The sequence below is a fragment of the Pantoea sp. genome, assembly GCF_039594315.1.
Lineage (GTDB): Bacteria > Pseudomonadota > Gammaproteobacteria > Enterobacterales > Enterobacteriaceae > Pantoea.
The window spans coordinates 1-14,503 of sequence record NZ_JBCNNP010000030.1 but is presented as its reverse complement, the minus strand read 5'-3'; the positions used below and the strand labels follow the sequence as shown (position 1 = coordinate 14,503).

Genomic DNA, 14,503 nt, shown 5'->3' with positions numbered 1-14,503 from the left:
TTAAGCCTGAAATCCAGTGAGACGCCATAATAACATAGCTTTAATTTACCATTTATATTCGTTCTCATAACAAGCCATTAACGATCACTGTGCAATTTCACTGATAATATAAACCGGCGCGCACGGGATATGATGCGTTTATTCATTTACGGAATGAATTTAATTCGCATGTCGAAAGTCTTCACCAGGGATTTTACTGACATGCTTTAATGAAGATCACTGAATATGAAAACCACTCTGCTTTGGCCTGCGCTTGCATCGCTGGCACTGAGCGGTTGTTCTGTGGGCCACACTGAGTACAGTCGTACTGCGATGCAACACGTTGATATGAGCGTGACAGGCATCCCGACGGTGCTGGGTTTGGGTATCCTCGGCACAACCATTCCGCTTACGCCTGAATATAGCCTTACGGCTGCACACGTTGCGAAAACAGCGGTGCAACGAGTGAAGGCATATCACCCTTATTGCGACGTCGCCATTATCTACCACAAAAATAGCCCGGAAACCTTGGCTAAATTCCGCAGTGGTGCAGTAGGCGAACCCATTAAGATGTACGGTTACAGCTTTATTTCCGCTATGCCAGTAGAATCCAGCGGCGTTAATTTAGCGCGTACCGCAATCACCAATAAATGGAATAAGAAACCGTGCATGGCGATGGCATCAAATGCTGGCGTAGTGCAAGGAATGTCCGGTGGCGCGGTATATAATGCTGACCAAACTATTGGTGGTGTGATTGTTGGTTACAGCCATGAAATAGAAAACGTGCGCAGCAAGAAAATCATCTTAAAAGATGTCTCGCTGTATATTCCGTACGGTGATTTCAAAAAATGGTTGGAAGCAAATATAGGTCAGGCGCCAGACGCAACGCCCAACCATGTTTGATCACTGGAAAGGACGCGTATCACCCACGCCTTCACGCACCACTAATGGCGCATCGCTGGTGAGATCGATAACGGTGGTTGGCTGCTGACCTAGCGTGCCGCCATCGATGATCAGATCCACCAGCTTGCCAATGCTGTGTTGAATTTCTTCTGGATCGGATTCGGTAAAGTCGTTGCCCGGCAGCATCAATGAAGTCGACATCATCGGCTCATTCAGACGCTCAAGTATCGCCAGCGCCACCGGATTGGACGGCACACGCAAACCGATGGTTTTGCGTTTGTCATTCATCAAACGACGCGGCACTTCCTTGGTCGCTTTGAGAATAAAGGTGTAGTTACCCGGCGTATTGTTTTTAAGGATACGAAATGCCGAGTTATCCACCTGCGCATAGGTCGAAAGTTCTGACAAATCGCGGCACATCAAAGTGAAATTATGATTGCCATCTAATTGACGGATGCGGCAAATGCGCTCCATGGCATTCTTCTCTTCCAATCGACAGCCCAGCGCATAACCGGAATCGGTTGGATAGACAATCACGCTGCCTTTATTCAGATAATCAACGGCTTGATTAACTAAACGCGGCTGCGGATTCTCAGGATGAATGTGAAAATATTGACTCATAAAAACCTCATATCACTTGTCTGCAACAGTAACGCTGGGCGCCAGCGCAGGAAAGCGTTCCCAAATGGGTTCAACGCCGCCCGGCAGCCATAATTTGCGTCCCAGCTCTATCCACGGACAAGGTTGGTGGAAATCAGATCCTTGCGACCCCGCCAGTTGGTTATCGCGTGCGTAGGTTGCCAATTGGGTACGTTCGTTGGGCGCTTGTTGACACTGCGCCACTTCCATCGCGTCACCGCCCGCTTCAGCAAAATGCGCAATCAGTCGCTTGAGCCATTTCGCCGACAAACCATAACGGCCCGGATGCGCTAATACCGCATAGCCGCCAGAATGATGAATGGCATCAATGGCTTGTTTAATTGTACACCATTGCGGCGGCACATAGCCGGTTTTCCCCCGCGCCAGATAATTCTTGAATACCTGCGCCAAATTATCGGCTTTGCCAATCTCCACCAAATAACGTGCAAAATGGCCGCGAGTGATCATGCCGCCTTGCGCTAGACGCTGCGCGCCCGCTAGTGCATCCGGCACGCGTGCTCGCTCCAGACGCTCTGCAATCTGATGTGCACGATCAAGACGACAGTGATATTGCTGCGCGAGGAACGCGGTTAAGCTGGGATGCTGGCAATCCACCTTTAGCCCAACAATATGGATTTCGTGATTTTCCCACAGCGTTGACGCTTCTAAACCCGCCAGCACGCGAATCGGCAAATCCTGTGCGACCACGGCGGCCTGCGCTTCTGCCACGCCCGCAACCGTGTCGTGATCGGTAATGGCCAGCACGCCAACTTTCATCTCTACCGCGCGCTGCACCAACGCAGTTGGCGTCAACAAACCGTCAGAAGCCAACGTATGACTGTGTAAATCGTAAAGGGGAAAACGAGCAATGTCCGACAAGATAACTCCAGCAACTGCATAAACCGGCAGGCATGATAACGATTTTGTCCCTGGCTGAAAAAGGGTATTGACTTTTTTCGCCCGAACCAGTTAACTAGTACACAAGTTCACACGTAACGGGTATTTAATCATGGCTATTTTGGGTACGCATTTAAATGGTTGGTGGCGCGATGATCCCTTGAACGGGCGACGTCGTCGTGCACAATTTGCGTAACCGCTGTGCAGATACCTAAGCCCGCCACCGAGCGGGCTTTTTTTTGAGCGAAATTTAGAGAATTTATAATGGCTAATGCGAAACCTACATTGAAGTTGATTACCGGTACCGCGCCCTACCGCGAAGATCCGGCCGCAGTGTTTCATCAAATTTGCGGCGCACGTCCAGCAACCTTGCTGCTCGAATCCGCCGATATCGATAGCAAAAAAAACCTCAAAAGCCTGTTAATCGTGGATAGCGCATTGCGCATCAGCGCGCTAGGCAACGTTGTCACCATCAACGCACTCTCCGAAAATGGCCGCGCTTTGTTGCCATTATTAGATGAAGCGCTGCCAACTGATGTGCGCATTGAAGTGCGTCCCGATGGTCGTGAGTTGCATTTCACCCCAACACACGATTTGCAGGATGAAGACTCACGCTTGAAAGCGCTGTCTGTGTTTGATGCACTGCGCCTGATTCCGCAGCTGGTCAATAGTCCAGAAGAAGAACGCGAAGCGATGCTGCTCGGTGGTCTGTTCGCCTACGATTTAGTCGCCGGCTTCGAAGATTTACCGCAGTTGCGTAACGATCAGCGTTGCCCGGATTACTGCTTCTATCTGGCCGAAACGTTACTGGTGATCGACCATCAGCAACGCAGCGCACGTCTGCAAGCCAGCTTATTCACGCCGTCCACCAGCGAGTTCCAACGCCTGCAAGGGCGCATCGAACAGTTGCGCGGTCAAATGACGCAAGCTGCACCAGCCTTACCCGTGCAGCGCGTTGAACATATGACGCTGAGCACCAGCCAAAGCGATGAGGAGTATTGCAACGTAGTGCGTGAGATGCAGGAAGCGATTCGCGTCGGTGAAATCTTCCAGGTGGTGCCATCACGCCGTTTCTCGCTGCCGTGCCCTTCTCCACTGGCCGCTTACGACACGCTGAAGCATAGCAATCCAAGTCCTTATATGTTCTTCATGCAGGATCAGGAATTCGCGCTGTTTGGTGCTTCGCCAGAAAGCTCACTGAAATATGATGCTACCTCGCGCCAGATTGAGATCTACCCGATTGCTGGCACCCGTCCGCGTGGACGTCATGCAGATGGATCGCTGGATCGCGATCTCGACAGCCGCATCGAACTGGAAATGCGTACCGATCATAAAGAGATGGCCGAACATTTGATGTTAGTGGATTTAGCGCGTAACGATTTGGCGCGCATCTGTGTTCCTGGCAGCCGCTACGTTGCCGATCTGACCAAAGTCGATCGTTACTCCTTCGTCATGCATCTGGTTTCACGCGTGGTTGGTTCGCTGCGTGAAGATCTTGATGTGCTGCACGCCTATCGCGCCTGCATGAACATGGGCACATTGAGCGGCGCGCCAAAAGTCCGCGCCATGCAGCTGATTGCCGAGAAAGAAGGCACTCGTCGCGGCAGCTACGGCGGTGCCGTCGGCTACTTCACCGCCAGCGGCGACCTGGATACCTGCATTGTGATCCGCTCCGCCTATGTGGAAGACGGCGTTGCCACCGTTCAAGCCGGAGCCGGTGTAGTGCTGGATTCCCAACCTCAGGCAGAGGCGGACGAGAGCCGCAATAAAGCGCGCGCGGTATTGCGTGCCATCGCAACAGCCCATCATTGCAAGGAGATTTTCTGATGGCCGATATCCTGCTGCTCGATAACATCGACTCCTTTACTTATAACCTCGTTGATCAGCTGCGTACCTTTGGTCACAACGTGGTGATTTATCGCAACAACGTGCCAGCAGAGGTACTGATTGAACGTCTGCAACAGATGGAAAATCCGATTCTGATGCTGTCTCCAGGTCCAGGTGCACCGAAAGATGCCGGTTGCATGCCGGTATTACTGCAAACCTTGCGCGGACGTCTGCCGATTATCGGTATTTGTCTCGGACATCAGGCGATTGTAGAAGCTTACGGTGGCCATGTTGGTCAAGCGGGTGAAATCCTGCACGGCAAAGCCTCTTCTATTACCCACGATGGCGAAGGCATGTTTGCAGGACTCAGCAACCCGCTGCCGGTCGCGCGCTATCACTCATTAGTCGGTAGCAATACACCAGCCGAATTAACAGTTAACGCCAGCTACAACGGTATGGTGATGGCGGTGCGCCACGATGCCGACCGCGTCTGTGGCTTCCAGTTCCACCCCGAATCGATTCTCACCACCCAAGGCGCGCGCTTGTTAGAGCAGACGTTGGCCTGGGCTTTGGCGAAATAATAGGGAGATTATGATGCAAGCTATTTTGGAAAAACTTTATCAGTCACAAACGCTGAGCCAGAGCGAAAGCCATCAGCTGTTTAGCGCGATTATTACCGGCCAATTAGAGCCAACGCAGTTAGCCGCAGCGCTAATTGCCATGAAAGTACGCGGCGAGCGCCCGGAAGAGATCGCCGGTGCCGCTTCGGCGCTGCTGGAAGATGCTAAACCGTTCCCGCGTCCTGATTATACGTTTGCCGACATTGTCGGTACCGGCGGCGACGGCAGCAACAGCATTAATATCTCGACTGCCAGCGCATTTGTGGCTGCAACCTGCGGCTTGAAAGTCGCCAAACATGGCAACCGTAGCGTTTCCAGCAAATCCGGTTCCTCCGATCTACTGGCTGCATTCGGTATTAATCTTGATATGCCGGCAGAACAAGCGCGCAAGGCACTGGACGATCTCAACGTCTGCTTCCTGTTTGCACCGCAATATCACAGCGGATTTCGTCACGCGATGCCGGTACGCCAGCAGTTGAAAACGCGCACACTTTTTAACGTGCTTGGCCCGTTGATTAATCCGGCGCGCCCTCCTTTAGCAGTGATTGGCGTTTACAGTCCAGAACTGGTGTTACCGATTGCGCAAACGCTGAAAGTGCTGGGTTATCAGCGTGCGGCTGTGGTGCATGGCGGCGGCATGGATGAAGTGGCGCTGCACAGTCCAACGCAAGTGGCTGAACTGCGTGACGGTGAAATTACCGGCTACCAATTGACCCCAGAAGATTTCGGTTTTGGCTTCCACGATAAAGAAGCGTTAGCCGGCGGCACACCGGAAGAAAATCGTGACATTTTGACCCGTTTACTCCAGGGTAAAGGCCAGCCCGCCCATGAGCAGGCCGTTGCGGTGAATGTCGCAATGTTGCTGAAAGTATTCGGAAATGAAGATTTGCGCGACAACGCACAGCGCGCCATTGCTGCCATTCGCAGCGGTCAGGCTTATGAGCGTGTTGTCGCTCTGGCAGCGAGAGGATGAGATGAGTATTAAGGGCACTGTTTTAGAAAAAATCGTACAAGACAAAGCGGTTTGGGTTGAAGCGCGCAAAGCACAGCAGCCGCTGGCGACCTTTCAAAACGAGTTGCAGCCTGCAGCACGCCACTTTTATGATGCGCTGCGCGGCTCCCGCACCGTGTTCATCCTGGAATGTAAAAAGGCTTCACCTTCTAAAGGGCTGATCCGCGAAGATTTCGATCCTGCCACCATCGCGGGCGTGTATCGCCACCACGCTTCTGCGGTGTCGGTGTTGACCGACGAGAAATATTTCCAGGGTGATTTTGCGTTTCTGCCGATTGTCAGCGCGGCGATTACTCAGCCGGTGCTGTGCAAAGACTTTATCATCGACCCTTACCAAATTTACCTGGCGCGCCACTATCAGGCGGATGCCATCCTGCTGATGCTGTCAGTGCTGGACGATGAACAATATCGCCAACTTGCCGCCGTAGCACACAGCCTGAAAATGGGCGTGCTGACCGAAGTGAGTAATGAAGAAGAACTCGAGCGCGCGATTGCTTTGGAAGCCAAAGTGGTCGGCATCAACAATCGCGACCTTCGCGACTTGTCAATCGACCTGAACCGTACGCGCCAACTGGCACCACGTCTGGGACATGGCGTCACGGTGATCAGCGAATCCGGTATTCATAATTACGCTCAAGTGCGTGAGTTAAGCCATTTCGCTAACGGTTTCCTGATTGGCTCCGCGCTGATGGAAGAAGCCGATCTTAGCGCTGGCGTGCGTCGTGTGCTGCTGGGCGATAACAAGGTTTGCGGCCTGACTCGCGCTGAAGATGCGCGTGCGGCCTACGAAGCAGGTGCGATTTATGGCGGAGTGATTTTCGCCGATGGCTCACCTCGTAAAGTATCGACTGAACAAGCGCAAAGCGTGATTGACGCCGCCCCGTTGAAGTATGTCGGCGTATTCCGCAACAACTCAATAAGTGACATTGTCACGCAAGCCACTTTGCTGAAACTTTCCGCGGTGCAGTTGCACGGTGATGAAGATCAAGCGTTCGCCGCAGAACTGCGCAACGCCTTGCCTGAAGAGGTGAAAATTTGGAAGGCGCTGAGCATCAGCAGTAACCTTCCAGCCCGCGATTGGCCGAATGTTGATCGTTATGTATTTGATAACGGCCAAGGCGGCACCGGCCAGCGTTTTGATTGGTCACTGCTGCAAGGCCAGGATCTGAGCAATGTGTTGCTGGCAGGTGGCTTGAGCGCAGATAACTGCGTGGAAGCCGCACAACTGGGCTGCGCCGGACTCGATTTCAACTCCGGCGTAGAGTCTGCGCCCGGCATTAAAGATGCCAGCAAAGTCGCGGCGGTATTCCGCACGCTGCGCGCTTATTAATTTCGCTTGCCCGCCTGCGTGCGGGCCGAAGAAGGAAGATGAGAAAATGACCACGTTATTGAATCCCTATTTTGGCGAGTTTGGCGGTCAATATGTGCCGCAAATCCTGATGCCAGCGCTGCGCCAGTTAGAAAGCGCCTTCGTTGAAGCACAACGCGATCCTGAATTTCAGGCTGAATTTACCGATTTGCTGAAAAACTACGCCGGACGTCCAACCGCCTTGACGCTGTGCCAAAACCTCACCAAAGGCACGAAAACTCGCCTGTATCTGAAGCGTGAAGATTTGCTGCACGGCGGCGCGCACAAAACTAACCAGGTGCTCGGCCAGGCTTTGCTGGCAAAGCGTATGGGCAAGAATGAAATTATCGCCGAAACCGGTGCGGGACAGCACGGCGTAGCCTCCGCTCTGGCGTGCGCTCTGCTCGGCATGAAATGCCGCATTTATATGGGTGCGAAAGATGTAGAACGCCAATCGCCAAACGTGTTCCGTATGCGTTTGATGGGTGCAGAAGTGATTCCGGTGCACAGCGGTTCCGCCACGCTGAAAGATGCGTGTAATGAAGCGCTGCGCGACTGGTCTGGCAGCTACGAAACCGCGCACTATATGCTCGGCACCGCAGCCGGCCCGCATCCGTTCCCGACCATTGTGCGTGAATTCCAGCGCATGATTGGTGAAGAGACTAAAGCCCAGATTCTGGAGCGTGAAGGTCGTTTGCCCGATGCAGTATTGGCTTGTGTTGGCGGCGGTTCTAATGCGATCGGTATGTTTGCTGACTTTATCGATGAAACCAGCGTGGGTCTGATTGGTGTAGAGCCAGCGGGTCACGGTATCGAAAGCGGTGAACATGGCGCGCCACTGAAACACGGTCGCGTTGGCATCTACTTCGGTATGAAAGCGCCGATGATGCAAACCGAAGAAGGTCAGATTGAAGAATCCTACTCTATTTCTGCTGGACTCGATTTCCCTTCCGTTGGCCCTCAGCATGCGCATTTGAACAGCATTGGCCGCGCAGAATATGTGTCGATTACCGATGATGAAGCGCTCGACGCCTTCAAAGAACTGTGCCGTTCAGAAGGTATCATCCCTGCGCTGGAATCATCCCATGCGCTGGCACACGCGTTGAAAATGATCCGCGAGAACCCGGAGAAAGAGCAACTGCTGGTGGTCAATCTTTCGGGTCGCGGCGACAAAGACATTTTCACTGTTCACGATATTTTGAAAGCCAAGGGAGAGATCTGATGGAACGTTATAATCAGCTGTTTCAACGTCTGTCGGCGCAGAAAGAAGGCGCATTTGTTCCCTTCGTGACGCTCGGCGATCCCTCTCCTGAGCTGTCGCTAAAAATCATCGACACGCTGGTGGAAGGCGGCGCAGATGCCCTGGAACTCGGCATCCCGTTTTCCGATCCGCTGGCTGATGGCCCAACGATTCAAGGCGCCACGCTGCGTGCGTTTGCTGCCGGTACGACGGTTGCGCAATGCTTCGAAATCCTGGCAACCGTGCGCCAGAAATATCCTGACCTGCCTATTGGTTTGCTGATGTACGCCAACCTGGTGTTCAGCAAAGGCATCGATAACTTTTACGCGCAGTGCGAAAAAGTGGGCGTGGATTCGGTGCTGGTTGCTGATGTCCCGGTGGAAGAGTCAGCGCCATTCCGTCAGGCGGCAATGCGTCATAATGTGGCGCCGATCTTTATCTGCCCGCCAAATGCGGATGATAACCTGTTACGCGAAATCGCTTCACACGGCCGTGGCTACACTTATTTGCTGTCGCGCGCTGGCGTAACCGGTTCTGAAAATCGCGCCAGCCAGCCTTTGCATCACCTGATCAACAAGCTACGTGAATTCAATGCCGCACCTCCGTTGCAAGGCTTTGGTATTTCCGAGCCAGGCCAAGTGAAGGATGCGATTTCCGCTGGTGCCGCCGGAGCGATTTCGGGTTCGGCGATTGTGAAAATTATTGAGCGTAACCAGAACGATCCGGCCACGCTGCTGAGCGAGCTAAAAGCCTTCGTCAGCAATCTGAAAGCGGCAACCCGCTAATACCAAAAGACCTTATCTGCATGTGCGGATAAGGTCTTTCTCTTCCCTATTCCAATCTGAACGTCTGCTGTTCCCCGGATCCGTCTGGATACGCCAGTTTCATGCTGAGCTTGTCATTGCTGATGCGCCAGGTCAGCACTTCATCATCCGGCCCGTCACGCCAGCGTCCGGTACTGTCTGGATTATCCGACATCCAAATCACCCGATTGTCCTGTAAGCGACAACGAATTGCCCAGCGCGATTGATCCGACGGCCGCAGGTAATGCACCCAGGCAACGCCCTGCTCATCAACTTTATCTAATTGCATGATCTTAAAATTGCGACCAAAACTGATTGCCGCCGCAGCTTTGCAAAGCGTGCCTAAGTGCGGATTAATTATTGATTCCGCCTGCGCACTCGGCAAAGGAAGCGTTTGTGTCGCAAATAACTGGAGATATGACAAATAGCCAACCGTGGCGATGACTAAAATGGCACGTTTTTTCATTATTTATGTTCCCTGCAATATCTATGCTTAGGCACAGACCGGCGTGTTTTATGGTGTAGAAGTCATTTTTTTGCCCTGCGCCATCAGCTTAGCGGGATAAGGAAAAACGCAATTGGATCAATAAGTGGTAAAAGTCCCCTTATTCCTATTTTTTTGCACTGGATGATTTGCCGATTTTGCTAAGCCAGACCACAATTAATAGCGCCGCCATGAAGCGGCGAAACTTTATTTAAGACAGGGAGATAACCAATGAAATTGTTCAAAGTCGTTGCAGGATTTTTGATGGCTGCGGTGGTCGCGTTAACGCTTAGCGCTTGTGCACCGACATCAACTCAGGAAGGAACCGGCGGTTATATCGACGATACTGTCGTGACCACCAAAGTGAAGGCGCAGTTGTTGCATGATGAATCGCTGAAATCGACTGAAATCAATGTCGAAACCTTCAAAGGTAAAGTTCAGCTAAGTGGTTTTGTTAGCTCACCACAAATGGCTAATCGCGCGGTTGAAGTCACCCGCAGCGTGGCTGGCGTGAAATCTGTTGTGAACAACATGCAGATCAAATAACACAACGGGCGACCATCTGGTCGCCCGCTTCATTTCCGCTTGCCGATTAGAAACGATAACCCGCGCCGAAGAAGAATACCCACGGATCGATACGCGTGTTGATGTTTTGCTGCTCACCACCCGCTTTAAATTTCACGGTGGTGTCAATGTCCATGTACCACAGCGAGGCGTTCAGCATCCAATCACGGTTGATTTGATAATCCATACCTACCTGACCCGCCATGCCCCACGAATCTTTTACACTCAGATCGGTTAAGCCCGCATCCTGTCCAGTTTGGTTGAACTTGGCATCATAGAAAGTGGTGTAGTTGATGCCGACGCCGACATACGGACGTACCTTGCTTTTGCTATCGAAGAAGTAGTATTGCGCCATCAAGGTTGGTGGTAATTGACGCACCGTTGCCAGATTGCCGGTTGCCCCCAGCCCAACTTTGTGGCGGAACGGTGTGGCAGCTAGCAACTCAACGCCAATATTGTCGGTGGCCATATAGGTAAAGGTTAAACCCAGCTGCGTGTCGTTACTGACACTGAAGCCGCCCATACCCAGCACATTGTCAGAGCCTTCGGTTGGACGTACGGTGGCGCTGCCCGCGCGCATAAAGAAATCACCCGCTTCATGAGCCAACGCCAATTGTGGGATCGCCAACGCGATGAGCAGTGCGCATTTTGCCAGTTTCATAATCACTCCTTTGCCAAAATAGGGTCTCAATGTGGATTGCGGCACAATATCTAACCCTTTTTCAGTAAAAGATCATCTGCATCAATTCAAATTAATCACTTAAAAAACAATGAATTGATTCAGATCAATTTTGGCTTTGCGCGTTGTCTTAAAAGTCCACTTGCCAAAGTTTTTCGCCGTGATTATTTTATTTTTCCCAATGTGATTTTGGTTCGATGTCTTAGGAGTGGCGGGTAATCAGATGAGCGATTCACTTAACCCTTGTATGACCTGCGGCGCATGCTGCGCTAACTTCCGCGTTTCTTTTTACTGGGCCGAAGCCGTAGATGGCGGCGGTGCTGTGCCCGTTGAATTGACCGAGCAGCTAGGCTTGCTGATGCGCAATATGCGCGGCACTAACCAGCGCCAGCCGCACTGTATCGCGCTGCAAGGTGAAGTTGGCGGCTGCGTTTCTTGCGGCATTTATCAGCAACGGCCCTCACCGTGTCGCGAATTTTCCATGTCGGGTGAAAATGGCGTGCATAACGAAGCCTGCGATCGCGCGCGTGCACGCTACGGTCTTCCTGCGCTTTTTCACCCTTCTTTACCTTCCATGACAGAAAGTTATTGCAATGCGGGTGCCAGCACGCCAGTAGAACATGTACAATCGCCGGGTTAATTAACCCGGTTCTTTCAAGGAGTTTACATGTCTATCACGGCAAGCTCGTTATACCGTGACACAGGAAATTTTTTACGTCATCAGCTGGTGACTATTTTGCTGATGGCGTTGCTGACCTCGTTCATTACTGTGATCGTCGGCCATGCTTTAACCCCCGGTGAAGACCAGTTATCACTGTTGAGCCAGTCAGATGACAGCGCATCCTCGCTGTTTGAACTGGTACAGAACATGTCGCCAGAGCAACAACGCATTCTGCTGCGCGCTTCTGCGGCGGGTACCTTCGCAGCCTTAATTGGCAATACGCTGCTGCTGGGCGGCATGCTGTGCCTGATCCCGATGGTATCGGGCGGCCAACGCGTCAGCGCCTTACGCGCCATTGGTGCGTCTGCGCCGTTGCTGCCGAAATTGCTGCTGCAAACCTTTTTGATCACCTTGCTGGTGCAATTAGGCTTTATGGTATTGATGGTACCGGGTGTGTTGCTGGCGATCGTATTTTCATTAGCGCCGGTGATTCTGGCCAATGAAAAGCTCGGCGTGATCGGCGCCATGCGCGCCAGTATGCGTCTTGCCTGGAAGAATATTAAGGTGATTGCACCCGCGATTCTGCTGTGGCTGTTAGCGAAGATCGTATTGATGTTCTTTTTCTCGTCACTGACGGTGCTGCCGGCGAATATTGCCTCCGTGGTGTTGAATGCGCTGGGCAATCTGGTCTCCGCTATTCTGGTTATTTATTTGTACCGGCTGTATATGCTGTTACGTTAATCGTTATGGCGCTTTACGCGGCGCCTTAACTGAACGCTCCTGCCCTAATTGGAAACGCTATGAAGCAGTTACTCGATTTTCTTCCCCTGGTGGTTTTCTTCATCTTCTACAAGCTGTACGACATCTTTGTCGCTTCTGGCGCCTTGATTGTGGCGACAGGCTTGGCGTTAGTCGTCAGCTGGGTGCTGTACCGCAAGCTGGAAAAGATGACCATTTTCACCTTCGTGCTTGTGGCCGTGTTTGGCACCTTAACACTGGTTTTCCACAATGATGAATTTATCAAATGGAAGGTCACGGTGATCTATTCGTTGTTTGCTCTGGCGCTGCTTTACAGCCAATGGTTTATGAAACAGCCACTGATTCAAACCATGTTGGGTAAAGAGCTGCAACTGCCTTCAGGCGTGTGGCGCAATCTCAACATCGCTTGGGCGATTTTCTTCCTCGCCTGCGGCTTAGCGAATATTTATGTTGCGTTTTGGTTATCACAGGAATTTTGGGTTAACTTTAAAGTGTTCGGTCTGACCGGCCTGACCCTACTGTTTACCCTGTTGAGCGGCGTGTATATCTGGCGACAGATGCCGCAACAAGAACAAAAATAATGCCTCTTCGCCCGGCAACGTCGGGCTTCTCTTCACCTGCAGAAGAACTGAGCAATGGACGAAAAACATAAGTCGCCGCAAGGCGAAATGGTATTGCGAACCCTGGCGATGCCAGCGGATACCAATGCCAATGGTGATATCTTTGGTGGTTGGTTGATGTCGCAGATGGACATGGGCGGCGCAATCAAAGCTAAAGAGATCGCTGAAGGTCGTGTCGTGACCGTGCGCGTTGACGGCATGACGTTCCTCAAACCGGTAGCGGTTGGTGATGTGGTGAGCTGTTATGCGCGCTGCATTCGCACCGGCAACAGTTCGATGACCATTAACGTTGAAGTGTGGATCAAAAAAGTCTCGTCCGAACCCATCGGTCAAACTTACTGCGCTACCGAAGCGGTGTTCGTCTATGTTGCCGTCGACAACAGCGGACAATCGCGTCCGTTACCCGCAGGTAGAAGCAATTTGAGCGATTTATAGTGATAAAAAAAGCGGTCAAATGACCGCTTTTTCTTTGCCGATTAACCGTACTTATTCGATATTCGCGCCGCCATTGATGCGGAACACGATATTCATGGTCAACCCTTTCCCCGGACGCCCTGGCTGATAGCGCCATTTCTTCATCGCCAGTTTCACGTCACGTTCAAACATGTTGGCTGGCTTGGCTGACAGAATTTCAATGTTATCGACGCGTCCATCGCTATCGACATCAAATTTAACCCGCACATTCCCCTCTACACGCAACGCTAAGGCGCGCGTTGGATAGCCTGGCTTACTGACGCTCATCGCTTTTGGGCCATCGGAGACGGTTGGCGTTGGCGCAGGATTGGTTTTCGGCGCAGTGGTAGGCCGCGATTGCGTGGTCGGCGCATCTTGCTTAAACGGATTTTCCTGCGGCTTCACTTCCTGACGCGGCTTAGGCTCCGGCTTTTTCTCCACCTTTGGCTTCGGCTTAGGTTTCGGTTTGGGCTTAGGTTCCGGCGTGGGGATCGGCACTGGCTCGGCTTTTGGCGGCTCTGGTGCGACTTCTGGTTCCGGTTCAGGTTGTGGAGGCGGCGGCGTGACTTGCGCCGGAGCCGGTTCCGGCTGCACTTCCGGTGCCACCATCGAAACACTGATTGGCTGCGAGGCTTTGGGAACTTCAATCACCTGATGAAACGATGCATAGAGGATGCCAGCGATCAACGAACCGTGAAGTACCACGGATAAAATTACAGCAATGGGGGTACGTGTAGGTAAAGGCGTAGTCAACGTGGTCATATCATTCATGTTCATTGAGTGAAGCGCAGATTTTAAATGCAAATAGCAATCAGTTTCAATAAGCGATGTGTAAGCCACGGCAGAAATGGCCTTTTTTAGCGCTAATTGCGCCGAATGACAGCGGAATTATCTTTCGTTTGCACTCTGATTAACGATCACTTAACGTGTCACGCAATTTCGGCAAGTCTAACGGGAGTATCCCATCGTGCTTTACGTCATTTATGCGGAAGATACCGCTGATTCACTGGAAAAA

General features: G+C 52.1%; 15 protein-coding genes, 1 pseudogene and 1 other annotated feature. Of the genes and pseudogenes, 11 read left to right on the top strand and 5 right to left on the bottom strand.

What is annotated here, in order from left to right; genetic code table 11:
- Positions 1–225 precede the first annotated feature (225 nt).
- Entirely contained in the window at positions 226–882 is a 657-nt protein-coding gene (locus ABDW13_RS15990) for a serine protease (RefSeq protein ID WP_343553541.1), read from the top strand.
- On the opposite strand, the gene ABDW13_RS15985 is transcribed toward ABDW13_RS15990, so the two are convergent.
- On the bottom strand, positions 883–1,503 hold the full coding sequence (locus ABDW13_RS15985; RefSeq protein WP_343553540.1) for an L-threonylcarbamoyladenylate synthase: 621 nt from the start codon (positions 1,501–1,503) through the stop codon (positions 883–885).
- A 12-nt stretch (positions 1,504–1,515) separates the two neighbouring features.
- On the bottom strand, positions 1,516–2,400 hold the full coding sequence (locus ABDW13_RS15980) for a PHP domain-containing protein (protein ID WP_343553539.1): 885 nt from the start codon (positions 2,398–2,400) through the stop codon (positions 1,516–1,518).
- A 154-nt stretch (positions 2,401–2,554) separates the two neighbouring features.
- Positions 2,555–2,659 (top strand) — a sequence feature (Trp leader region).
- 23 nt (positions 2,660–2,682) lie between these two features.
- Here ABDW13_RS15980 and ABDW13_RS15975 point away from each other — a divergent pair.
- From ABDW13_RS15975 to trpA, 5 genes and pseudogenes are all read left to right on the top strand, one after another.
- Positions 2,683–4,245: an anthranilate synthase component 1 gene (locus tag ABDW13_RS15975; protein WP_343553538.1), complete on the top strand. Its 1,563-nt coding sequence runs from the start codon at positions 2,683–2,685 to the stop codon at positions 4,243–4,245.
- Positions 4,245–5,838: pseudogene (gene trpD / locus ABDW13_RS15970) on the top strand (bifunctional anthranilate synthase glutamate amidotransferase component TrpG/anthranilate phosphoribosyltransferase TrpD). Before ABDW13_RS15975 ends, trpD begins: the two are co-directional and overlap by 1 nt.
- 1 nt (position 5,839) lies before the next feature.
- Positions 5,840–7,207: a bifunctional indole-3-glycerol-phosphate synthase TrpC/phosphoribosylanthranilate isomerase TrpF gene (trpCF, locus tag ABDW13_RS15965; RefSeq protein ID WP_343553537.1), complete on the top strand. Its 1,368-nt coding sequence runs from the start codon at positions 5,840–5,842 to the stop codon at positions 7,205–7,207.
- Between the two features lie 46 nt (positions 7,208–7,253).
- Entirely contained in the window at positions 7,254–8,447 is a 1,194-nt protein-coding gene (gene trpB / locus ABDW13_RS15960; RefSeq protein ID WP_343553536.1) for a tryptophan synthase subunit beta, read from the top strand.
- The gene (trpA, locus tag ABDW13_RS15955; protein WP_343553535.1) at positions 8,447–9,250 is read left to right on the top strand and encodes a tryptophan synthase subunit alpha; all 804 of its coding nucleotides are present in this window, start codon (positions 8,447–8,449) and stop codon (positions 9,248–9,250) included. The genes trpB and trpA overlap by 1 nt, the downstream gene beginning before the upstream one ends.
- Before the next feature lie 46 nt (positions 9,251–9,296).
- Here trpA and ABDW13_RS15950 read toward each other — a convergent pair whose 3' ends face one another.
- Positions 9,297–9,734 carry a hypothetical protein gene (locus ABDW13_RS15950; RefSeq protein ID WP_343553534.1) on the bottom strand — a complete coding sequence of 146 codons (438 nt, stop codon included), beginning with the start codon at positions 9,732–9,734 and terminating at the stop codon, positions 9,297–9,299.
- 249 nt (positions 9,735–9,983) lie between these two features.
- Between ABDW13_RS15950 and ABDW13_RS15945 the strand changes: the two genes are divergently transcribed.
- The gene (locus tag ABDW13_RS15945; RefSeq protein ID WP_343553533.1) at positions 9,984–10,298 is read left to right on the top strand and encodes a BON domain-containing protein; all 315 of its coding nucleotides are present in this window, start codon (positions 9,984–9,986) and stop codon (positions 10,296–10,298) included.
- A 46-nt stretch (positions 10,299–10,344) separates the two neighbouring features.
- Here the strand turns inward: ABDW13_RS15945 and ompW are convergent, their stop codons facing one another.
- A complete protein-coding gene (gene ompW, locus ABDW13_RS15940; protein ID WP_343553532.1) occupies positions 10,345–10,977 on the bottom strand; it encodes an outer membrane protein OmpW in 633 nt (210 codons plus the stop codon).
- Positions 10,978–11,218: 241 nt separating this feature from the next.
- On the opposite strand from ompW, the gene ABDW13_RS15935 reads away from it, so the two are divergent.
- From ABDW13_RS15935 to yciA, 4 genes are read left to right on the top strand one after another with little or no spacing between them, the layout of a single operon-like run.
- On the top strand, positions 11,219–11,635 hold the full coding sequence (locus tag ABDW13_RS15935) for a YkgJ family cysteine cluster protein (RefSeq protein WP_343553531.1): 417 nt from the start codon (positions 11,219–11,221) through the stop codon (positions 11,633–11,635).
- Positions 11,636–11,662: 27 nt separating this feature from the next.
- Entirely contained in the window at positions 11,663–12,397 is a 735-nt protein-coding gene (locus ABDW13_RS15930) for a YciC family protein (protein ID WP_343553530.1), read from the top strand.
- Between the two features lie 59 nt (positions 12,398–12,456).
- Positions 12,457–12,996 (top strand): septation protein A, encoded by a 540-nt coding sequence (locus ABDW13_RS15925; protein ID WP_343553529.1) that lies wholly within the window; start codon positions 12,457–12,459, stop codon positions 12,994–12,996.
- 54 nt (positions 12,997–13,050) lie between these two features.
- Positions 13,051–13,470 (top strand): acyl-CoA thioester hydrolase YciA, encoded by a 420-nt coding sequence (gene yciA, locus ABDW13_RS15920; protein WP_343553528.1) that lies wholly within the window; start codon positions 13,051–13,053, stop codon positions 13,468–13,470.
- Between the two features lie 51 nt (positions 13,471–13,521).
- On the opposite strand, the gene tonB is transcribed toward yciA, so the two are convergent.
- Positions 13,522–14,250, bottom strand: a complete 729-nt coding sequence (gene tonB / locus ABDW13_RS15915) for a TonB system transport protein TonB (protein WP_343553527.1) — start codon at positions 14,248–14,250, stop codon at positions 13,522–13,524.
- Positions 14,251–14,503 lie beyond the last annotated feature (253 nt).